The sequence below is a fragment of the Curtobacterium sp. LFS084 genome (assembly GCF_047977705.1).
Classification (GTDB): Bacteria; Actinomycetota; Actinomycetes; order Actinomycetales; family Microbacteriaceae; genus Curtobacterium.
Map to the genome: position 1 here is coordinate 1 of NZ_JBFPFM010000041.1, position 20879 is coordinate 20879.

Here is a 20879-nt window from a genome sequence, read left to right on the forward strand (position 1 = left end):
GCTGCGGTGGCGTCCCGCGCCGCGCGGGCGCCGTCGAGGTCGAGCGTCTGCGGGTCGTCGTCCGCCGCGGCGACCACGGCCGGGTCGGCGAGCCCGGCGTCGACGTCCGCACGGGCCTGGTCGGCGCGGGCGACCTCGGCCCGGAGTGCCCCGACCGTTGCCTGGTCGAGCACGTCGGCACGGGCGGAGGCGACGTCGTCGAATCCCTGGGCGCTGAGCACCCGGTCGACCTCGGCCGCACGTTCGTCGACGTCGGCCGCCGCCGAGGCCGCCCGGACGTCGGCCTCGATCACCGCGTCCAGACGCCTGACGAACGCGTCGAGGGCCTCGACCCCGCGGCCGAGCGTCTCCGGAGCGGCGCCGAGGTGCTCGGTGACCCGATCGACGGCGAGCGCCACCGCGGCAGTGTCCTGGTCGAGGCGTTCGGTGTCGGACGTCACCGCGGCGGCGAGCACGGCCCGTTCGGCGTCGACGTCGTTCCGCTGCCGTTCGAGGCTGCGCGTGGTGTCGTCGTGCGTCGCGCGCTGCTGTTCGAGCTCGCGCACGCGGACGGCGGCGGCGTGCGCAGCGGCCACGGCAGCGTCGGCCGCCGCGGCGAGGGCGTCGACGGTCTCGTCGTCGGTGTCGCCGAGCGCATCGGTGAGCCGATCGAGCTCGGCCCGCTCGAGCGCGAGGGTCGTCGCTGCGTCGGCGAGCGACCGCTCCGCCCGACGGGCACGCTCGGCGGCGGCCTCGATCGCGTCGGCGGTGGGGTGGTCGTCCTGTGGGGTGGCGACGACGGGGTGTTCGGTCGCGCCGCAGACGGGACACGGGTCACCCGGCTGGAGCGCGGCACCGAGTTCCCCCGCGAGACCGGCGATGCGGCGCTCCCGCAGGTGCTGCTCGGCCCGGACGAGTTCGTGGGCGGTGGTGCGCGCCGCGGCGACGGCCTGTTCGGCGCCGTGCACCCGTCGCTCGGACCCGGCCCGTGCGACGAGTTCGGCCCGGAGCACGCGGACGCGGTCCACCTCGAGCCGCGCCGCCTCGGACCCGGCGGCCAGGGCGGCAGCGGCACGGGCGTCCTCGACGATCCGGGCGCGCTCGGCTGGGCGAGCGTCGAGCGTGGCGTCGAGTTCGACGAGCCGCTCGGCCAGGAGGGCCCCGCGGGCGACGGCGTCCGCTATCGAGCGACGCCGGCCCGGGACGGCGGCTTCGAGGTCGACGCGGTGCCGGACCGCGGCGATACAGTCCGTCACGGCGGTCCGCCGTCGTGTGAGTGCGTCGTGGTCGGCGGTCAGACCGTGCTGGGAACGGAGGGCGTCCGTCGACGCGCGGGCACGGTCCGCCCGCGCCCGAGCGGCGTCGAGGCCGTCGGCGACGACCGCGACCCGGCCGGCACGTTCGCTGGACGCCACTCGGGTCCGGGCGGCCGCGACGGCGTCGGCACCAGCATCGAGTTCGGCACGACGTGCGAGCAGGGCGGTCCGTCGCTCGGCCGCGGCGGCGCGGCCCGTGACCGACTGCTCGTGCGCGGCCGCCGCCGCAGCGGCACGCGTCGCGTCGGCGCGCTCGGACTCGGCAGCGTCGGCCGTGGCACGGAGTGCGGCGACGGTCTCGGGCACGGCGGCCTCGTCCGGGTCGTCGGCGCCCGCCGCCTGGGCGAACCGGGCGAGCGCGTCGCGGACGGCGGCGTCGGCACCCTCGACCTCGGCGAGGACGGCGCGGCGCCGGGCAGCGAGCTCGTCGGCCGTCCGGTCGTAGACCTCGGTGCCGAACAGCGACTGCAGCAGCTTCCGGCGCTCTTCGCCGGGCGACCGCAGGAACCGGGCGAACTCGCCCTGCGGCAGGACGACGGTCTGCAGGAACTGGGCCTTGTCGAGTCCGACGATCCGCGCGACCTCGATCGCGATCTCGGGGATGCGCGAGGACATCGGCTCACCGATCGCGTCACCGGGACCGGCGAGCCGGAACAGCTGCGCGGACGCCTGCTGCTTGACAGTGCCCGTCCCCCGCTGCTTCGGGCGGTGGTACTGCGGTGTGCGTCGGAGGCGGTACACCCCGGCACCGGTCTCGAACACGAGCTCGACGAACGGCTCGACCGCGGGGTCGGCGTGCTGGCTGTGCAACCGGTCGTCGCTCGCCTCGGCACCGGCGAGTCCGCCGTACAGGGCGAACACCACGGCGTCGATGATCGTCGACTTGCCGGAACCGGTCGGCCCCTCGAGCAGGAACACCCCCGAGGCGGCGAGCGCCGCGAAGTCGATCGACACGAGGTCGGGGTAGGGACCGATCGCGCGGAGGTCGAGTCGGTGCAGGTACATCAGCGGTCCCCCTCGCGCTGGAGTGCCGCGGCGGCGGCCTCGTACGCCTCGGTGAGGATCGCACGGTCGGCGTCGTCGGGGGTGGTGCCGGTCGCGAACGACACGAAGTCCGCCGCGACCTCGACCGGGTCGGAGGTCTCCGTGACCGCGCGTGCGGCGGCGCGCTCACCGCGGTCGGTGGGTTCGTGCGTGACGGCGAGTGCGAACGGGAAGCGGTCCTTCACCCGCGCGTACATGCGCTCGGGGTGCACGGTGTCCGTGACGGCGACCCGGACCCAGGCGTCCGTGGCGGCCTGGTGCGCCCCGGACTCGATCTCGTCGATCGTGGCGCGGACGTCGACCAGGCGGCGCGGCACCGGCGTCGGCACGAGCTCGGCCGTCACCCGACCCGCGTCGTCGAGGTCGACCACGGTGACGGACTTCCGCTGGTGCCGCTCACCGAACGAGAACGCGAGGGGCGAGCCGGCGTAGCGGAGGCGGTCGTCGTCACCGACCCGCTGCGGACCGTGCAGGTGCCCGAGCGCGACGTAGTCGATGCCGTCGAACACGGAGCGCGCCACCCGGTCTACACCGCCGACGCGGATGTCCTGCTCGCTGTCGCTCGGTTCGGTCCCACCGACGAACGCGTGTGCGACGACGACGCTGCGCGTGCCCGGGCGTCCGGCGAGGTCGGCACGGACACGGTCCATCGCGGCACCGACCACGGCCTGGTGGGAGCGGGCGAGTGGTTCGTCGGGGACCGCGGCGAGGGCGTACCGCGTCAGGTCGGGGTGCAGGTAGGGGATGCCGTAGACGGCGACGGGACCGTGGGCGTCGTCGACGAGGACGGGCGTGGCGATGCCGGCGGGTTCGGCGAGGATCCGGACCCGCGCGTCCATCACGCCGGCGCCGAAGCCGAGCCGGGCGGCGGAGTCGTGGTTGCCCGGCGTGACCACGACCGTGGTGGTCTCGGCCAGCCGTTCGAGCACCCGTGACAGCATCCGGACGGCGTCGACCGGCGGGACGGCACGGTCGTAGACGTCCCCGGCGACGACGACGAGGTCGACCGCGCGGGCGCGCACCTGTTCGACGAGCCAGTCGAGGAAGGCCGACTGGTGCGCGAGCAGGTCGGCACCCAGCAGTGTGCGGCCGAGGTGCCAGTCGCCGGTGTGCAGGATGCGCATGCGGTCACGGTAGCGCCGGCCGGGGACATCGCCGGGTGCCTCGCGGCGGCCTGTGGAGAACTCAGGCGCAGCTGAGGCTCGTGCCGACGAGGGCGGTCTGGATCCTGGCGGTCGAGGTGCTCGTCGACGTCCAGTTGCCGAGGAAGTCCACGCGCACGACGACGGTGTACACCTGTCCCAGGTTGAGGAGACCGGAGCCGGTGACCCGCACGGGTGAGGTCGTCCCGGTGGCGAGGACGGTCGTCCCGCTGAGCACCGAGAACGAGGTCGCCGCGGGCCCCGGGTAGGTGAAGCCGATGTTCACCGTTCCGTCGCCGTTGGCGGTGCAGCCGAGGCCGGTGGCCTGCGGCACCGTCAGGGCACCGAACGAGGACGCCGTGGCGGTGGTCCGCGTCCACGGTCCCGCGACGGCCTCCGCGGGCAGCAGCACCCCGGCACCGCCGGCGAGGACGAGCACGGCTGCTGCGCCGCCGAGCCGGCGGGTGCGACGCATGCGACGGGCGGTCCGACGGACGGTGCGGCGCGATGCGACGGTGGACGGGTCGGGCGCACGGTGTCTGGCGGGGGTGCGCCGCGCCTCCTGGCCGTCGTCCCTGCCGGTCCGAGGGCCGGTGGCGGTGCCGTCGGCGTCGTCCGGTCCCGTGGGCGGGTCGTCGTCGGACGGACCGTCCGCGGGGTCGGTGTCGACCAGGCGGCGCAGCGATCCGTCGACGGTGCAGAGCGCGAGCAGCGCGACGAGGCCGATCGAGAGGATCCCGACCCTGCCCCACGCGCCCTCGCGGAGCCAGAGGATCGGGGTGCCGACGACGGGGACCCGCAGGAAGGCGACCCCGTGCACCGCCGACCGCTCGACGGGTGTCGAGTCCTGCTGCGGGTTGGCGTCGCCCTTGGTGACGATCGTGCCGTCCGGGCCGTCGTCGACGTAGCGGTGCATGCGCAGGTGGCCGGGCTGGTCGGGGTCGTCGGCGAGCAGGACCCTGCCCGCCCGGAGCTCGGCGGGCGCCACGGGGCGGGAGACCACGACGTCCCCGGGGACAAGCCGCGGTTCCATCGAGCCGGTCACCACGGTCGTCGGCTGCCAGCCGATGACGGCGGGCGCGGCGGCCCAGAGCGCGAGCCCGAGCACCGTCGCGACGACGCCGCGGGCGATCGTGGCGACGACGACGCGCCCCCAGTCGACGGCGTCGCGGAGCGCGTCGTGCGGTGCGGGTCCACCGTGCACTTCGATGCTGACCATGACTGCCTTCGACCGGGGGCGCGTTGATCGGGCGGTGACGGACGGGGCCGCATCGGGCCCGGTCCCGGCCGTCACGCTGGGCGGCGGCGGGAGCGCTCACGACGCTCCCGCTCGGCCCGCTCAGCTGTTCTGGGCCTCCCAGGTGAAGCCGAGGGCCGCGGTGCCGCCCTGCACGGTGTTCGGCGCGGTGCTCGACACGGTGTAGGTGAAGCGGAAGACGCGCGACTCCGAGCCGCTGCCGGTCGGCGCCCAGGTGCCGACGCCCGAGGCGAAGTTCGTCGAGGCCGAGCCGAAGCCCCCGACGGTGCCGCTGTAGAGCGTGCCGCTGGTCGACGCGGGGGTGAAGCCCGTGCAGGAGCCGAAGCCGCCGCCCGTGCCCTGCTCGACGGTGAGGTTGATGTTCGTCGCGAGGGCGTTGGTCGTCGCCGGGTTCGTGCCGTACAGCTTCACCGTCGAGGGCAGCGTGCCCGTCGAGGTGACCGTGATGCAGTTCGTCCCCGTCGAACCGGGCTTCAGACCGGTCGCGGTGAAGAGCGCGGTGTTGTTGTCGTCGTCGGTGAGGGCGACGGTGCCGGCGCTCCAGTTGCTGGTGGGGTTGACCGTGGTGGCGGAGAACGCCGAGTAGGACGCGGTCGAGACGACGACACCCGAGGCCACGAGAGCGGCGGGGACGGCGATCCAGGCGGCGAGACGAGCGGCGCGAGGGGTGACACGGGACATGACGGAGCTCCTGATCCATGGTGTGCCGGGTCCGCGGTGGTTGGTCGCTCCGGCACGGTGGTTCGTACGACGATCAAGCTACTTGGTCGCCGTGTGACTCACAATGGAAGCTACACCCCCACAGTTGGGGGTAGTTCAATCACTGAGATACTTGTTCAATGAGCATCACGGCGTCGTACCCCAGTCGTCCCACCGATCGCCACGACGATCACCACCCGAGAAGAGCCGCCCGATGACGGACACCGTCCCCGCGCTCGCGCAGCGCCTGCACACCGCGCAGCTCCCCCCTGCACCCGTGTCGCCGACGATCGGCGTCCCCGAGGGCGACCCGCGCGGGGACCTCGCGGCGCTCATGACCGCGTTCCGGATGCTGCAGACCCAGCACGCACGGGTCCTGCACCACGAGAGCGCCACCCGAGGCCTCAACGCGACGGATTCCCGGTTCGTGTTCTTCCTCGCCTCGGCCGACGGCGAGGGCGTCACCCCCAAGCAGGCCGGCGAGTACCTCGAGCTCTCCACGGGCGCCATGACGAGCCTGATCGACCGGCTCGAGCAGCGCGGGCACATCGAACGTCGGCCGAACCCCGCCGACCGGCGCAGCATCCTCGTGCACCTCACCGCCTCCGGCTCCGAGGTCGCCAGCGAGATCGGCAGCGTCTACACGGCCGCCTTCCGCGACGTCATCGCCCCCGGCGACCGTCGGCGGCTCGCCGACGCCTTCGACCGGCTCGGCACGGCGCTCGAACACCACTCGCGGAGCGTGTCCGTGGCGGCGACCGTCGCCGGCATCACCCCGTGACGAACGGGGTCGGTCGCCGCGCGTAGCGTGGCCGGCATGACCCCCTCAGAACTCCTCATCGAAGCGTTCTCGCGCGTGCCGGCGACCGTCGAGCGGGCCGTCGGCGGCCTGTCGGAGGACCAGTTGGCCGCACGTCCGGCGGCGGGCGCGAACACCCTCGCCTGGCTCGCGTGGCACATCGCGCGCGGGCAGGACGCCCAGGTCGCGGACCTCGCGGGCACCGAGCAGGTGTGGACCGCGGACGGCTGGGTGGACCGCTTCGGCCTGCCCTTCCCCGCCGAGGCGCTCGGCTACGGCATGTCGCGCGACGACGTCGGACGCGTCCGCGCCTCGGCGGACCTGCTGGTCGGCTACCTCCGCGCGGTGCACGAGCGCACGGCCGCCTACGTCCGCACGCTCGACCCGGACGACTTCGACCCGGTGGTCGACGACGCGTGGGACCCGCCGGTCACGCGGGGCGCGCGACTCGTCAGCATCCTCGACGACTGCACGCAGCACGCCGGACAGGCCGGGTACGTGCGCGGGTTGCTCTTCTTCAACCGCTGACGCGGTCGCGACGGGAGGCACGGTGCCAGCCGGCACCGTGCCTCCCGTCGTGCGTCCGCTCGCGACTACCGCGCGGCGAGCTCCGCGACGATCCCGTCACCGGGTGCGGCGTCGACGAGGTCCGCCTCGATCTCCGCATGCTCGAGGATGCCCTCGATCTTGCGGCGACGGCTGCGCGGGACGATCGTGACGACGGTGCCCTCCTTGCCGGCACGACCCGTGCGGCCCGAGCGGTGCATGTACGCCTTGTAGTCGTCCGGGGCGTCGGCCTGCACGACCAGCGAGACGTCGTCCACGTGGATGCCACGGGCCGCGACGTCGGTCGCGACGAGGACGTTCACGCGACCACTCGTCAGCAGCTGCAGGTTGCGCTGGCGCCGCGACTGGTTCAGGTCGCCGTGGAGCGAGGTCGCGCGGATGCCGGCGTCCTCGAACTGGTCGGCGAGCCGCTCGGCGTAGGCACGGGTCCGGGCGAAGACGATGGTCTTGCCGTCACCCGCGACGAGCTCCTCGAGCAGCTGGTCCTTCTGGCGCTGCTCGACCACGAGCACGCGGTGGTCGATCGTCGACGATGCCTGGTCCTCACCGGCGACCTCGTGGACGCTCGGCTCGCGCAGGAACTGGGCGACGAGCGACGCGACCTGGGCGTCGAGCGTCGCACTGAACAGGAGCTTCTGCGCACGGTTGCCCTGGGGCGTGACCTCGGCGGTGGCGGAGAGGATCTCCTGCACCGGCTCGAGGAAGCCGAGGTCGCACATGTGGTCGGCCTCGTCGAGCACGGAGATGACGACCTCGCTGAGGTCGAGCTTCCCCTTGTTCATGAGGTCCTGGACGCGGCCGGGGGTGCCGACGATGATGTCGACGCCGCGCTCGAGGGCGCCCTCCTGACGGCCGTACGGCACGCCGCCGTAGATCTGCGTCGTGAAGAGGCCGACCGAGCGGGCGATCGGCTGCACGGTGCGGTCGATCTGCAGCGCGAGCTCGCGGGTCGGCGCGAGGATGAGCGCACGCGGAGCGCGACCCATCTTCCGCTTCGTGCCGCCACCGTGCTCCATGAGCTTCTCGACGAGGGGTGCACCGAACGCGATCGTCTTGCCGGAGCCGGTGCGGCCTCGGCCGAGGACGTCCTTGCCGGCGATCACGTCGGGGATGGTCGCCGCCTGGATCGGGAACGGGCTGGAGGCGCCGAGCTCGGCCAGGGCACGGGTGATGTTGCCGCCGATGCCGAGGTCGCCGAAGGTCACGCCCTCGACGTCGGCCGCGACGGTGGCCTCGGCCTGGAGCTTCTCGAGCTTGACGTCGTCCGCGGGGACGAAGTGCCCACGGGCGCTGTCGTCGCGGTCGAACGAACGACGCGGACGGTCGTCGTCGCGACGGGGTGCGCGGTCGTCACGGTCGAACCGACGCGGGGCACGGTCGTCACGGTCGAACCGACGCGGGGCACGGTCGTCACGGTCGAACCGACGCGGGGCGCGGTCGTCGTCGCGACGGGGAGCCCGGTCGTCACGGTCGAACCGACGCGGGGCGCGGTCGTCGCGGTCGAACGAACGACGCGGACGGTCGTCCTGGTCGCGGCGCGGAGCACGGTCGTCACGGTCGAACCGACGAGGCGCTCGGTCGTCGTCGCGACGGGGGGCGCGGTCATCGCGGTCGAAGCGACGCGGGGCACGGTCGTCACGGTCGAACCGGCGCGGGGCACGGTCGTCGCGGTCGGACCGACGCGGGGCACGGTCGTCGTCGCGACGAGGTGCGCGCTCGTCGCGGTCGAAGCGACGGGGAGCGCGGTCGTCGCGGTCGAACGAACGACGCGGACGGTCGTCCTGGTCGCGGCGCGGCGCGCGGTCGTCGCGGTCGAACCGACGCGGGGCACGGTCGTCGCGGTCGAAGCGACGGCCACCGCGGTCGTCGCGCTGCGGGCGGCCCTGGCCACCGTCGCGCGGCTCCCAGTTCGGCCGGCTCGGGCGCTCGCCCTGTGCCGCACGGCCGCGACGCTCTTCGGCGTCCCAGCGCTGCTTCTGCCGCGGAGCCGACGGGTCGGCGGCGCGGAACCCGCGGTGCTTGCTGCTGCGAGCGGCAGGGGTGCCGTTCGGGTGACGGACACGGTCGGAGGCGCGGTTGTCCGCGCCGCCCTTGTTGTACGGGGCCATGACTACTTCCTCGGGTGCGCAACGTACCGCAGCGCCCGGCAGCGACATCGGCGGGGGCTTGCGTGCGGAGAGGGGGTTCTTCCCGTCGCGGATCGACGTGAATCCAGCCCTCGAGCAACACACACCCAGAAGAACACTCCGTGATCACAATGTCACGGTGTCGAAGGCCGACCGAGTGAGTCTACGCGATGGACGCGTCGCTGGCCAGCCCACCGCCGGGCCGGGGCCGCGGGGCGAGGGCGACCCGTGCCTCCTGGACGGACCCCGGGTCAGGACTCGGCGAGCCGCTGCCGTTGCTCGGCCACGTCGAAGTCCGCTGCGGGCCAGGTGAGCTGCATGTCCTCGAGCGTGCGGAGCAGGAGCTGCTGCACGGCGAGCCGCGCGTACCACTTGCGGTTCGCGGGGACGACGTACCAGGGGTTCGTCGCGGTCGAGGTGCGCTCGAACACCGTCTGGTAGGCGGCCTGGTAGTCGTCCCACAGGAGTCGCTCGTCGATGTCGCCCGGGTTGAACTTCCAGTGCTTGTCGGGGCGGTCGAGCCGCTCACCGAGGCGCTCGCGCTGCTCGTCCTTCGAGATGTGGAGCATGACCTTGACGAGGCTCGTGCCGGACGCGGCGAGCTCGTCCTCGAAGTCGACGATGGCCCCGTACCGGCGCTCGATCTCCTCGGGCGGAGCGAACGCCCGGACCTTCTGGATGAGGACGTCCTCGTAGTGGGACCGGTCGAAGACCCCGAGCTGGCCGGCACCCGGGAGCTGTCGTTCGATGCGCCAGAGGAAGTCGTGGTCGCGCTCCTCGGCGGTGGGCGCCTTGAACCCGGCGTAGTGCACGCCGTTCGGGTCCACCGCGCCGACGACGTGCGAGACGATGCCGCCCTTGCCCGCGGTGTCCATGGCCTGGAGCACGAGGAGCACGCGGCGCTGGTCGCCCGCGGTGGACGCGGCCCAGAGGCGCTCCTGCAGTGCGGACAGGCGGGAGGCGCCGGCGGCGAGTGCCTCGAGGCCGTCGATCTTCCGGCCGGGGAACCCCGGGGTGGCTTCCGGGTCCACCCGGTCGAGGCGGAACCCGTCCTCGACGCGGAGCAGCGGTTCGGGGTCGGCGTTCCAGGCCTTGCGACGACTCACGGGTCCTCCTGCGGGGTCGACCCCATCCTGGCACCGACGGGCGGGTTCGTCCGGCGTGGCCGGGGCGGGGTCGTCGGTGATGCGGGGTCGTCGGGGGCGGGGGCGTCGGTGGGGCGGGGCTGTCGGTGGTGCGGGGTCGTTCCCTGGGTGGACGACGGCCCGTGGCGGCCGGGTTACCGTTGACCTGATGAGGTCAGGCCGTCGCACGCTGCTCGCGCTCGTCGCCGCGGTCGTGGCGCTCGGCGCGGTCGCGTCGTGCAGCACGGACCCGGTCGGGGACGACAACCGGACGGTGACCGCCGGACCCGTCATCTACCCGCTGTCGCTCCGGTACCACGGCATCGACGTCGTCGCGGACGTGCCGTACGGATCGGACCCGTTGCAACGGCTCGACGTGTGCCTGCCTGCGGACAGCGCGCCGGACACCACGACGACGCCGACCCCGGCCGCGTCGGCCTCGGCCTCGGCAGACCCGGATGCGGACGCGGTCGGCCTGCGGGCCGGAGACGCCGTCGCGGTCGATGCGCAGGCCCGAGACACCGGCGCGGGCGATGCGGACGCCGGAGACACCGTCGCGGTCGACGCGGTGGGCGGGGTCGCCGAGCAGGCGCCCGGGGGCACGCGGCCCGCCGTCATGATGATCCACGGTGGGAGCTGGTCGCACGGCGACAAGGCGACCGCCGCCTACCGGTCCGTCTGCGAGTACCTGGCGTCCGAGGGCTTCGTCACGTTCAACGTGGACTACCGGCTCGCCCCGACGGACCCGTTCCCGGCCGGGCTCGACGACGTCCGACGAGCGCTCGACTGGGTGTTCCGGCCGTCGACGCTGTCCACGTACGACGTCGACCGGAAGCGGGTCGGGGTGTTCGGGGGCAGCGCGGGTGGGAACCTCGCGGCGATGCTGGCGGTGACGGACCACGACTCCACGGCGTACGCGCAGGGCGACCGGATCCGTGCCGTCGTCGACCTGAGCGGCCCCACGAACCTGACGTCCCGCTCGACCGAGGCGGACGGCGTCTCGGCGTCGTTCCAGCGGAAGCAGCTGCTGTACCTCGGCTGCCGGACCTACACGGACTGCCCCGCCGCGACCCGGGCGTCGCCGGAGTACCACGTCACCTCGGACACGGCGCCGTTCTTCATCGGCCACTCGACCGACGAGTTCATCCCGCTGTGGGAGTCGCAGGAGTTCGCCGCGACGCTCCGTCGGCACGACGTCCCGGTGACGTTCGTCGCGGTCGAAGGGTCGGCGCACTCGATCGCGCAGCTCGACGAGGCGATGAGCAAACGCGTCGTCGCCTTCCTGCACGCGCGCCTGGACTGAGGCGCGGACGCGGACGCGGACACGCACGCACGCGTGCACGCACGCGCCCCCGAGTCTCGGCTCGGCGGACGTTCCTCGGGCGCCGGCGGCGCGGAACTGTCCGCGGAGCCGAGACTCGGCACGGGCGGCGGCACCGGCACGGGTGGCGGCACGGGCACCGGCGCCGGCGACGTGCCCCGGCCGGGTGGCACCCGGAGTCGGGACTGCCGCCCGACGCCCACGGCGCGCAGACTTCGGGGGTGACCGACACCTCGACCCGCTCTGCGCACGCCACCGCCTCCCGTTGGGAGCGGCACTCCTCGCTGCAGACGTTCGCCGAGCTCCTGCTCGGCCTGTCGTTCACCGCCGCCGTCGCCTTCGGCGGGTACGCGGCCGTCACCGGCCGGATGACCGTGCTGTCGCAGGGCGCCGGCGTGGTCTTCCTCGTGACGCTGACCTGCGTGCTCGTGTCGTGGTTCCGAGCGGTCGAGCGCGAGGAGGCACCCGCGGCGACGCGTCCCGTCGCCCCGGCGGCACCGGCGCACCCGCTCTCGGCGATCGACGCCGAGTACCGCCGCTAACCCGCGGACCCCTCGCCGGACGCGTCCCGGTCGAGCCGCGCCGCCCGCCGGTCGGCCCGCTTCTCGAAGAAGCCCTCGACGAGCGCGTACAGCGACGGCAGCACCACGAGGGTCAGCAGTGTCGACGACACGAGCCCGCCGATCACGACGAGCGCGAGCGGCTGCGAGATGAACCCGGACTTCCCCGTGAGTCCGATGGCCATCGGCAGCAGCGCGAAGATCGTCGCGAGCGCGGTCATCAGGATCGGACGGAGTCGCCTCGTCGCACCCTCGATCAGGGCGTCGTGCACCCGGAGCCCTCGGCGTCGGTACTGGTTGACGAGGTCGATGAGCACGATGGCGTTCGTCACCACGATGCCGACGAGCATGAGCAGCCCGATGAGCGACGCGACCCCGAGCGGGATCCCCGTGGCGATCTGCAGGAGCACCGCACCGGTCGCCGCGAACGGCACGGACACGAGCAGCAGCAGGGGCTGTCGGAGGCTCCGGAACGTGGCGACCATGATCACGTAGACGATCAGGATCGCGACGAGCATCGCGAGCAGGAGCTGGCTGAACGCCGACGACTGGCTCGACGCGACGCCGCCGATCTCCGCCGAGGCACCACGCGGCAGGTCGAGCGCGTCGACGGCCGCCGTCACGTTCTGCACCGCGGCGCCGAGGTTCGTCGAGTCGGGCGTGACCGTGATGGTCGCGGTGCGGACCGCGTTCGAGGTCGTGATCGAGGTCGGCCCCTCCGCGCGTTCGACCGTCGCGAGGTCGGACAGCGGCACCGATCCCGTCGAGGTCGGGACCGACAGCGACCGCAGTGCCGCGGCGGTCGTCGGCGGCGCGGGGTCGGCGATGTAGACGTCGAGGGTCGCGTCGTCGATCTCGATCGTGCCGGTGTCACGGGGAGAGACGGCCGCCGCGACGATCCCGCCGACCTGCGTCTCGGTCAGCCCGCGTTCGGCCGCCGCCTTCCGGTCGACCCGGACGGCGAGGTACGGCTCGGACGCGGCGAGGTTGCTCGTCGCACCGGTCGTGGCATCGACCTTCCGCATCTCGCGCAGCACCGACGCCGCGGCCGTCCGGAGCTCGGCCTGGGTCGGCGCGGTGACGTCGACCTCGATGTCGCTCGAGCCGCCGAAGCCGCCGCCGGAGGTCGACAGGCTCACCTCGCCGACCCCGTCGATCCGGTCGATGCGGTCGCGTGCGGTGGACTGGATGGTGGTCTGGTCGTCGCCGGCGTCGGTCGTGACGTTGTACTGCACGGACGCCGAGGCCCCGCCACCGAACGCCGCCTGGATCGACTGCCCGCTCGTCCCGATGGTGGTCTGCACGGTCTGGACGCCGTCGACGCCGCGGAGGACACGCTCGACCTTGCGCGCCGCGTCGGACTGCTCGTCGAGGCTCGTCCCCGGCTCGAGGTCCTGCGTGACCGTGAACGTGTTCTGCCCGGAGTCGCCGAGGTAGTTCGTCTTGACGAACGGCACCGCCGCCCCGGTGCCGCCGAGGACGAGGACCGCCAGCACCACCACGAGCGCCGGTCGGCCGACGGCCCAGCGCAGCACCGGCTGGTACGCGCGCCGGAGTCGGTCGGAGGTCCCGGCGTCGTGCAGGTCAGCGGCGGACGACAGCGAGTCCGTCGCGGCGGAGGTGCGAGCACCGGACCCCGCGGAGCCCGCGGGAGCCTCGGGCGCCGCGGTGTCCACCGACTCCGCGGACCCTCCGGCGTGCCGGTGGGTCTTCGGCGTCCGGAGGAACCAGTACGCGAGCACCGGGACGATGGTCAGCGACACCAGCAGCGACGCGACGAGCGCCATCGTCACGGTGAGCGCGAAGGGCCGGAAGAGCTCGCCGACGAGTTCCGCGACGAACGCCACCGGCAGGAAGACCGCCACGGTGGTGAGGGTCGAGGCGGTGACGGCTCCGGCCACCTCGCGGACGGCGTCGAGGACCGCCCGGGTCCGGTCCACGCCGGGCTGCAGGTGCCGCTTGATGTTCTCGATGACCACGATCGAGTCGTCCACGACACGTCCGATCGCGATCGTGAGCGCGGCGAGGGTGATGACGTTCAGCGTGTAGCCCGTGGCCCGCATGCCGATCGCAGCGAGGAGCACGGACGTCGGGATCGAGATCGCGGTGACGATCGTCGACCGGACCGACAGCAGGAACAGCAGGATCACGACGACGGCGAAGCCGAGGCCGAGCAGTCCCTCCTCGGCGAGGGAGTCGATCGACTGCTGGATGTACGGCGCCTGGTCGAACACCACGGTGAACCGGGGGTCGCCGGCGACCTTCGCCTCGATGCCGGGCAGGGCGTCGCGGACCGTCTCCGAGACGTCGACGGTGTTGGCCTCCTGCGTCTTCGTGATGGCGATCGTCACGGCCGTCTCGCCGTCGACGCGGCTGATCGAGGTGCGCGGGGACTCCTCGATCGCGACCTTCGCGACGTCGCCGATGGTGGTCGGCGTGGTCGCGGCGGTCGTGCCCGAGGCGGTGGTCCCGGAGGCGCTGCTCGCGCCCGTCGCGCCGCTCGCCGCCGTCCCTCCGGTCGCGCTGGTCGCGCTGGTCCCGCTGGTCCCGCCGGTCGATCCCGGCGCGCCCGTCGAACCGGTCGCGCCGGTCGCGCCGGCGCCGGTCGCACCGGTACCGCTCGCACCGGTCGCCGAGGCCGTGGACCCACTGCTCCCGCTGCTCGACGACGCGGTCAGCGGCAGGGCCTCGATGTCGTCGAGCGACGCGATCCGCTCCCCCGTCTGCACCGACAGCGTCGTGCCGTCCTGCGTGATCGTGCCGCCGGGGACGAGCGTGCCGTTGTCGTCGAGCGCGTCGGCGATCGACTGCGTCGTCAGCCCCCTGGACGCCAGTTCGTCGGTGTCCGGCGTGATCACCACGCGCCGACCGGGGTTGCCGAAGACGTCGGCCTGCCGGACGCCGTCGAGCTTCTCGATGTCGGGGATCGCCGTCGCGTTCAGCCGATCGACGAGCTGTTCCTGGTCGCCCGTGCCGGACACGGCGAGCTGCAGCACGGGCAGGTCGTCGAAGGACCCGGTGACGATCTGGGTCTGCACGGTGTCCGGGAGCGACAGGGCGTTCACCGCGGTCTGGATCTTGTCCTCGGCGCTGGCGAGGTTCGAGCCGTAGTCGAACGACGCCGAGACGACGCTCTGCCCGGTCGACGACGTCGCACTCGTGGACTCGAGGTTCGGGACGACCTGGATCGCCTGCTCGATCTTCGTCGACACGTCGTTCGACACGACCTCGGGCGTGGCGCCCGGGTAGGCGCTGACGATGGCGACCTGGGGGAACTGCACGCTCGGGATGAGCTCCTGCTTGAGGCTCGTGAGCGCGATGCCGCCGAACACCGCGACGACGACGGTGACGAGCGCGATGAGCGCCCGGTTGCGGAGGCTGAAGACCGAGAGGAGGTGCACACCCCGATCCTTGCAGGGCGGAGCGCGACGCACTCAGCCGCCGAGGAGCAGGTAGATGCCGAGCACCCCCACGGTCCCGAGCACCCCGGTCGCGAGCGCCAGGATCCGGCCGGTCGGGGTCCGGGCCGCGAGCACCGCGACGACGAGCACGGCGACACCGACGACGATCTCCACGACCCAGGTCGTCGAGCCGGTGGTCGCCGCGACCTGCAGCAGTGCGCGGACACCCTCACCGACGAGCACGGCGGCGGTCGCACCGAGCGCCGGCCCGCACCACCGGACGTCCCGCGTCCGGACGGCCACCGCGACCGCACCGGCGAGCACCCCCGCGGGGATCCCCATCAGGACCCAGAAGTTCGTGATCGACAGCACGTCCGGGTACCCGCGCAGGTTCGTCGTGGCCCAGTAGCCGACGTGCATCAGCTCGAGGAGCACGATGCCGAACAGCATCGCGAGCGGCAGCGCCACGCGGCCGGCGCGGACCCCGGCGAGCAGGCAGAGGGCGGTCGCGACGACGAACCAGGGTCCGGCCGAATTGGCGACGCTCGAGAGTCCCGGGACGGCCTGCCCGAACGAGGTCAGCACCCCGGCGAGCAGGGCACCCGTCAGTGCCATCGACACCCGGGCGGCCGCGGGCACCCGGTGCTCCCGGGCGTCGGCGGTGCGGACGGTCGTGCCGGCGTGCATGGTCGTCTCCATGTGACCAGGATCCCCGCCGAGTGGCGCCGGGCGCATCCCTCGGCAGGGCCAGATCGCGCGGTCGGCGTCACCCCCGAGGATGACCCGCCGGGCGACCCGGCCACCCGTCACACCACGGCGGCGAGCGATCCCCGCACCCCGGCTGCGTCGCCGCCGATCCGAGCCCACGACCGTCCGAGCACCTCGACGAGCCGGACCCGGTCCGCCGGGGACATCGTGAAGGGCACCCGCAGGAACCGCTCGAACCCGCCGTCCGGTCCGAAGACCCCTCCGGACGCGAGCACGACGCCCTCGGCCCGCGCGGCGAGCACCAGGGCGCTCGAGACCGGTCGCCCGAGCCCGACCCACGTCGTCAACCCGCCCGCCGGCGACGGCACGTCCCACTCCGGGAGCCGCGCGCGCAACGCCCCCACGACGTCGTCGCGACCCTGGCGCAGGTACTCGCGCCGCGCCTCCAGGACCGCCGCCGTGCGCGGGACGAGCTCCCGCGCGACCAGCTGGTCGAGCACGGGCGTGCCGAGGTCGCCCGTCGGGCGGGCGAGCAGCAAGCGCTGCAGGAGCTCGGGAGCGGCCCGGATCCAGCCGATGCGCAGGCCGCCCCAGAAGACCTTGTCGGCGGACCCGATCATCACGACCGACGCACCGGACGGGTCGGCCGCCGCCAACGGCAGGGACGGCGAGCCCTCGATCCGCAGCTCGCCCATGGTCTCGTCGGCGATGACCGTCGTCCCGGTCGACGCCGCCACGGACAGCAGCAGCTGCCGGGTCGACGCCGACATCGTCGCGCCGGTCGGGTTGTGGAGCTCGGGCATGACGTAGGCCACGGCCGGTGCCGTGCGGCGCATGGTCGTCTCGAGCGCCGCGGCGTCCCAGCCGGTCCGCGCGTCCACCGGCACGCCGACGAGTCGTCCGCCGGCCTCGCGGAAGGCCTCGTGCGCGTGCGGGTAGGTCGGGGACTCGACGACGACCGCGTCCCCGCGGCGGACGAGCACCCGGGCGAGCAGGGCGATGGCGTGCTGCGCCCCGATGGTCACGACGATCTGGGAGGGGTCGGTGGGCAGCCCCCGCTCGGCGTAGCGTTCCGCGATCGCCGCGCGGAGCCCGGGGTCGCCCACGGTGTCGTACCCGATGCCGGCGAGCGCGGCGGGCACGTGCCGCATCGCGTGCTCCACCGCCTCGGCGAGTCCCGGTGCGGCGTGCAGCGCCGCCTTGCGGAGGTCGAGCAGGTCGTCGTCGACCACCCCGCCGAGCCGTTCCGGGTCCGGACGACCGATGAGCCCGGCCGGCAGCCGGACCACGCTGCCGGAGCCGCGGACCGACACCAGGAAGCCGTCGGAGCGGAGCCGGGAGTAGGCGTTCGCGACCGTGGTCCGCGAGACGCCCAGCGCCGTGGCGAGGCCCCGCTCGGCCGGCAGCCGCACGCCCTGCGGGACCCGCCCGTCGATGACGAGCACGCGCAGCGCGTCGGAGAGCGCCTCGTACGCGGGGGCGTCGGTGCCGGCGCGCCAGTCGGTGAGGAGGAGCGCTGCGGACCGAGCGCTGAGCAGGACCGGGGTCATGGATCCACGGTAGCCGAATTGGCTCTCGACCAGCAGTCCAATCTCCAAGACGATCGAGCCATGCCCCGCTCGACCGCCCTCACGCTCCGCTTCGTCCAGCTCTTCGTCGGCCTGTTCCTCTACGGGGCCTCGACGGCCCTGCAGGTCCGCGCCGTGGTCGGTGTGTCGTCGTGGACGGTCCTCACCGAGGGGCTCGAGCACGTGGTGCCGTGGTCGTTCGGCGTCATCACCGTGGTGTCGAGCGGCGTGATCCTGCTGTTCTGGATCCCGCTCCGCCAGAAGCCGGGCATCGGGACGCTGCTGAACGCCCTCGCGATCGGACCGAGTGCCGACCTCGTGCTGTGGCTCGTCCCGACCCCGGCCGACCTCGCGAGCCGGGTCCTGCTGTTCACCGCGGGGCTGGCGCTCCTCGCGGTCGCCACCGCGTTCTACATCGGCGCCGGCTTCGGCACGGGGGCGCGCGACGGCCTGATGGTCGGCCTGCACGAGCGGCTCGGGTGGCCGGTCTGGGTGGCGCGGACCGTCATCGAGGTGTCGGTGGTGGTCGTCGGCTGGTTCCTCGGCGGCGACGTCGGTGTGGGCACCGTGATCGCGGCGTTCGCGATCGGCCCGATGGTGCAGCCGCTCATGCCGCTGTTCCGTCGGTTCCCGTGGAGCCCGGAACGGACCGGTGCGGCGCCGTCGGCCCAGGAGGCGCAGCCCACCGCCGCTGCGCCGGCCCAGGAGGCGCAGCCCACCGCCGCTGCGTCGGCCCAGGAGGCGCGGCCCGCCACCGCCTCGGAGGTCGCCTAGAACCGTTGCGCACCGCCACATCGCGATATAACGTGTCTTCCACAGACGCGATACATCGCGAGTTCGAGGAGGCAACATGGCCCAGGAGAAGTGGCTCGTCGAGGAGCCGAAGGTGATCGACACCGGGATCGTCCGCCGCTTGCGCGTCGGACTCGCCGGTGGTCAGGTCGACGTCGTCGCCCACGACGAGCCGACCGCGCGCATCGAGGTGCACAGCGTGTCCGGCAAGCCGATGAAGATCGAGCTCGACGGGGACACGCTCACCATCGACCACCCGCAGGTGCGGTGGGACGACCCGATCGGGTTCCTGAAGTCGTTCCGCGGCAAGGCCCACGCCGACGTCAGCGTCCTGGTCCCCCGCGACGCGATCGTCACGCTCGGTGTCGTCTCGGCCGGCGCCCTGCTGTCCGGCACCAACCGCGGCGCGACGCTCAACACGGTCTCCGGCGACGTGGTCGTCGACGGCGTGGCGGGCGACGTGACCGTGAACGCGGTGTCCGGCACCACGACCATCCGCGAGCTCGACGGCGCCCTCACCGTGCACACCGTGTCCGGCGACGTCGTGGCGACGGGTGCGATCCCGCGGTTCCAGGCGGACGGCGTCAACGCCGACGTCGTGCTCGACCTGCACGGCACCCCCGACCAGGCCCGCGTCAACACGGTGTCCGGTTCGGTGAGCGTCCGGCTCGAGGACGGCGTGCCCTACCGGTGCACCGTCAGCACGGCCTCCGGCAAGCTGCAGTTCGACGACTCGGAGATCCGCGGCGTGCGGGGGTCCTACGTCAAGCAGGGCGGCGAGCTGTCCGGACAGTGGCTCGACCTCAAGGTGAACTCGGTGTCCGGCGACATCGCGGTGCTGCACGCCCCGCCCGTCGCGGAACCGTCGGAGGGATCCGCCCCGACCACCCCGAGCACCCCCGCGGCTCCGACGGCCTCGGTCACCGACAGCGAGGTGCCCGAATGAGCCCCGTCTTCGCGCACGGCCACCTGCGCCTCTACCTGCTCGTGCTGCTGGCCGACCACCCGATGCACGGGTACGAGGTCATCCAGGCCCTCGGCGACCGCTTCGGCGGCACGTACGTCCCGAGCGCCGGCACCGTGTACCCGCGGCTCGCCAAGCTCGAGGAAGAGGGACTCGTCACGAAGTCCGCCGACGGCCGGAAGACCGTCTACGCCATCACCGACGCCGGCCGTGCCGAGCTGGACGCCCGCGCCGACGAGATCGCCGCGGTCGAGAACGGCGTGAACGACTCGGTGAAGTCGCTGGCCGACGGCGTCCGCGCATCGGTGGGCGAGGCGATGCGGTCCCTCCGCGCCGACCTCGCGGCGAGCGCTCAGGCTCCGCGTGGGCAGACCGCCGACGAGCCGGAGGACGTCCCGTCCGAGGGCGCACGCGCCCTGCGCGAGGTCGAGATGGCCCTGTCGTCGTTCCGGCAGCAGGTCCGCGCGGACCTCCGCCGGCGTGCGACGCGCGGCACGCTCGGCTCCGACACCGTCACGCGCCTGCGCGACGGCCTGGAGTCCCTGCGCAAGTCCCTCTGACGACCGACGGCCGACGGACGGTCACGACCCGCGCCTCCAGGCAGACCGCCAGGAGGCGCGGGTCGTCCGTCACAGGCCGCGGTCGGCCAGCGCGTGCATCGCGTCCCGCAGGGCGCGTGCCGCACCCGCGCCCGCCCACTCGTAGGCGTGCGTGAACCGCTCGTCCTGCACGTACATGTCACCGAGCGTGCGGAAGCGGTCGGCGGTGAGCTCGGCCGGGGGCGTCGCCTCGGCGAGCCACGCGAACTGGCGCTTCGCGAGTGCCGCGCCGGCCTCCGATGCCGGACCCGCGCCCGACGCGGCGAGCGCTGCGGCGTCCTGCGCGATCGCGCGCTGTTCCGCCTGGAACGCCTCCTTCGCGGCGGAGTCCTTCGACTCCCACCAGCGTGCGCCGCGGTCCCAGGCGTCGGCGCCCCAGCGCTCCTCGACCTCCTGCCGGAACCGTGTCTGGTCGAACCCGTCGAACGTGTCCGTGGTGTTCATGTCCACTCCTTCCTCGATCCTCGTGATGGTGGTCCGCACGGCCGCGAGCTGCCGGGCGAGCCGGTCGCGCTCGCGTTCGAGCCACGCGACGTGTGCGGTGAGGGCCGTGACGTCGTCCTGCTCCCCGTCGAGGACCCGGCGGACGTCGGCCAGGCCGAGCCCGAGGCCCCGCAGCAGCAGGATCCGCTGCAGCCGCACGAGCGCCTGGTCGTCGTACCGCCGGAGCCCACCCTCGCCGGTCGCCGTGGCGGGCAGCAGACCGATCGCGTCGTAGTGCCGGAGCGTGCGGCTCGACACACCGGCGGAACGCGCCACCTCGGCGATCCCGTGCGGCGCTTTCGCAGCCGGACTGCCCGTGTCTGTCGAATCCCTCATGCTGGAGAGGCTAGAGGTTGACGCAGCGTCAACCGCAAGCCCGATCCGGGGTGCGAACCTCCCGACCCGGTGCGGACCGGGAATACCGCCGGA

The 20879-nt window shown here is 73.5% G+C and carries 17 protein-coding genes; 7 read left to right on the plus strand and 10 right to left on the minus strand.

Features of this window, described 5'->3' with window-relative positions; all coding sequences use genetic code 11:
• From ACNQOV_RS15760 to ACNQOV_RS15775, 4 genes are all read right to left on the minus strand, one after another.
• A partial coding sequence (locus tag ACNQOV_RS15760) for an AAA family ATPase (RefSeq protein ID WP_416395682.1) occupies positions 1-2300 on the minus strand: 2300 nt, incomplete at its 3' end.
• Positions 2300-3463: an exonuclease SbcCD subunit D gene (locus ACNQOV_RS15765; protein WP_416395684.1), complete on the minus strand. Its 1164-nt coding sequence runs from the start codon at positions 3461-3463 to the stop codon at positions 2300-2302. The genes ACNQOV_RS15760 and ACNQOV_RS15765, both read right to left, overlap by 1 nt.
• Positions 3464-3524: 61 nt before the next feature.
• Complete coding sequence (locus tag ACNQOV_RS15770) at positions 3525-4700, minus strand: S24/S26 family peptidase (protein ID WP_416395686.1); 1176 nt, start codon at positions 4698-4700, stop codon at positions 3525-3527.
• A 120-nt stretch (positions 4701-4820) separates the two neighbouring features.
• Positions 4821-5420, minus strand: a complete 600-nt coding sequence (locus ACNQOV_RS15775; RefSeq protein ID WP_022905694.1) for a hypothetical protein — start codon at positions 5418-5420, stop codon at positions 4821-4823.
• Between the two features lie 232 nt (positions 5421-5652).
• Between ACNQOV_RS15775 and ACNQOV_RS15780 the strand changes: the two genes are divergently transcribed.
• Positions 5653-6219, plus strand: a complete 567-nt coding sequence (locus tag ACNQOV_RS15780) for a MarR family winged helix-turn-helix transcriptional regulator (protein WP_416395688.1) — start codon at positions 5653-5655, stop codon at positions 6217-6219.
• Positions 6220-6255: 36 nt separating this feature from the next.
• On the plus strand, positions 6256-6765 hold the full coding sequence (locus tag ACNQOV_RS15785; protein ID WP_416395690.1) for a mycothiol transferase: 510 nt from the start codon (positions 6256-6258) through the stop codon (positions 6763-6765).
• A 65-nt stretch (positions 6766-6830) separates the two neighbouring features.
• On the opposite strand, the gene ACNQOV_RS15790 is transcribed toward ACNQOV_RS15785, so the two are convergent.
• Positions 6831-8912, minus strand: coding sequence for a DEAD/DEAH box helicase (locus ACNQOV_RS15790; protein WP_416395692.1), 2082 nt, complete (start codon positions 8910-8912; stop codon positions 6831-6833).
• Between the two features lie 269 nt (positions 8913-9181).
• Positions 9182-10036: a PPK2 family polyphosphate kinase gene (locus ACNQOV_RS15795; RefSeq protein ID WP_402265042.1), complete on the minus strand. Its 855-nt coding sequence runs from the start codon at positions 10034-10036 to the stop codon at positions 9182-9184.
• Between the two features lie 187 nt (positions 10037-10223).
• On the opposite strand from ACNQOV_RS15795, the gene ACNQOV_RS15800 reads away from it, so the two are divergent.
• Together ACNQOV_RS15800 and ACNQOV_RS15805 are read left to right on the plus strand one after the other, a co-directional pair.
• Positions 10224-11357, plus strand: coding sequence for an alpha/beta hydrolase (locus tag ACNQOV_RS15800; protein ID WP_416395695.1), 1134 nt, complete (start codon positions 10224-10226; stop codon positions 11355-11357).
• Positions 11358-11596: 239 nt separating this feature from the next.
• Entirely contained in the window at positions 11597-11917 is a 321-nt protein-coding gene (locus ACNQOV_RS15805) for a hypothetical protein (protein ID WP_416395697.1), read from the plus strand.
• Here ACNQOV_RS15805 and ACNQOV_RS15810 read toward each other — a convergent pair.
• The 3 genes from ACNQOV_RS15810 to ACNQOV_RS15820 all read right to left on the minus strand — a co-directional run bounded on the left by ACNQOV_RS15810 (position 11914) and on the right by ACNQOV_RS15820 (position 17594).
• Positions 11914-15336: an efflux RND transporter permease subunit gene (locus ACNQOV_RS15810; RefSeq protein ID WP_416395699.1), complete on the minus strand. Its 3423-nt coding sequence runs from the start codon at positions 15334-15336 to the stop codon at positions 11914-11916. The genes ACNQOV_RS15805 and ACNQOV_RS15810 overlap by 4 nt on opposite strands.
• Positions 15337-15369: 33 nt before the next feature.
• A complete protein-coding gene (locus ACNQOV_RS15815; RefSeq protein ID WP_416395701.1) occupies positions 15370-16035 on the minus strand; it encodes a DUF6518 family protein in 666 nt (221 codons plus the stop codon).
• Between the two features lie 107 nt (positions 16036-16142).
• Entirely contained in the window at positions 16143-17594 is a 1452-nt protein-coding gene (locus tag ACNQOV_RS15820; protein WP_416395703.1) for a PLP-dependent aminotransferase family protein, read from the minus strand.
• A gap of 60 nt (positions 17595-17654) precedes the next feature.
• On the opposite strand from ACNQOV_RS15820, the gene ACNQOV_RS15825 reads away from it, so the two are divergent.
• The 3 genes from ACNQOV_RS15825 (at position 17655) to ACNQOV_RS15835 (ending at position 19928) form a co-directional block, all read left to right on the plus strand.
• On the plus strand, positions 17655-18386 hold the full coding sequence (locus tag ACNQOV_RS15825) for a YczE/YyaS/YitT family protein (protein WP_416395705.1): 732 nt from the start codon (positions 17655-17657) through the stop codon (positions 18384-18386).
• A gap of 76 nt (positions 18387-18462) precedes the next feature.
• Positions 18463-19350 carry a DUF4097 family beta strand repeat-containing protein gene (locus tag ACNQOV_RS15830; protein ID WP_416395707.1) on the plus strand — a complete coding sequence of 296 codons (888 nt, stop codon included), beginning with the start codon at positions 18463-18465 and terminating at the stop codon, positions 19348-19350.
• Positions 19347-19928, plus strand: coding sequence for a PadR family transcriptional regulator (locus tag ACNQOV_RS15835; protein WP_022908414.1), 582 nt, complete (start codon positions 19347-19349; stop codon positions 19926-19928). Before ACNQOV_RS15830 ends, ACNQOV_RS15835 begins: the two co-directional genes overlap by 4 nt.
• Before the next feature lie 69 nt (positions 19929-19997).
• Here ACNQOV_RS15835 and ACNQOV_RS15840 read toward each other — a convergent pair whose 3' ends face one another.
• Positions 19998-20786 (minus strand): MerR family transcriptional regulator, encoded by a 789-nt coding sequence (locus tag ACNQOV_RS15840; protein ID WP_402265064.1) that lies wholly within the window; start codon positions 20784-20786, stop codon positions 19998-20000.
• Positions 20787-20879: the final 93 nt, after the last annotated feature.

Bases quoted from the DNA above. Each gene is read 5' to 3' on its own strand.
- ACNQOV_RS15825 (WP_416395705.1), top strand. From the start codon at position 17,655: ATGCCCCGCTCGACCGCCCTCACGCTCCGCTTCGTCCAGCTCTTCGTC.
- ACNQOV_RS15800 (WP_416395695.1), top strand. From the start codon at position 10,224: ATGAGGTCAGGCCGTCGCACGCTGCTCGCGCTCGTCGCCGCGGTCGTG.
- ACNQOV_RS15765 (WP_416395684.1), bottom strand. From the start codon at position 3,463: ATGCGCATCCTGCACACCGGCGACTGGCACCTCGGCCGCACACTGCTG.
- ACNQOV_RS15770 (WP_416395686.1), bottom strand. From the start codon at position 4,700: ATGGTCAGCATCGAAGTGCACGGTGGACCCGCACCGCACGACGCGCTC.
- ACNQOV_RS15835 (WP_022908414.1), top strand. From the start codon at position 19,347: ATGAGCCCCGTCTTCGCGCACGGCCACCTGCGCCTCTACCTGCTCGTG.
- ACNQOV_RS15780 (WP_416395688.1), top strand. From the start codon at position 5,653: ATGACGGACACCGTCCCCGCGCTCGCGCAGCGCCTGCACACCGCGCAG.
- ACNQOV_RS15830 (WP_416395707.1), top strand. From the start codon at position 18,463: ATGGCCCAGGAGAAGTGGCTCGTCGAGGAGCCGAAGGTGATCGACACC.
- ACNQOV_RS15775 (WP_022905694.1), bottom strand. From the start codon at position 5,420: ATGTCCCGTGTCACCCCTCGCGCCGCTCGTCTCGCCGCCTGGATCGCC.
- ACNQOV_RS15785 (WP_416395690.1), top strand. From the start codon at position 6,256: ATGACCCCCTCAGAACTCCTCATCGAAGCGTTCTCGCGCGTGCCGGCG.
- ACNQOV_RS15840 (WP_402265064.1), bottom strand. From the start codon at position 20,786: ATGAGGGATTCGACAGACACGGGCAGTCCGGCTGCGAAAGCGCCGCAC.
- ACNQOV_RS15815 (WP_416395701.1), bottom strand. From the start codon at position 16,035: ATGGAGACGACCATGCACGCCGGCACGACCGTCCGCACCGCCGACGCC.
- ACNQOV_RS15790 (WP_416395692.1), bottom strand. From the start codon at position 8,912: ATGGCCCCGTACAACAAGGGCGGCGCGGACAACCGCGCCTCCGACCGT.
- ACNQOV_RS15820 (WP_416395703.1), bottom strand. From the start codon at position 17,594: ATGACCCCGGTCCTGCTCAGCGCTCGGTCCGCAGCGCTCCTCCTCACC.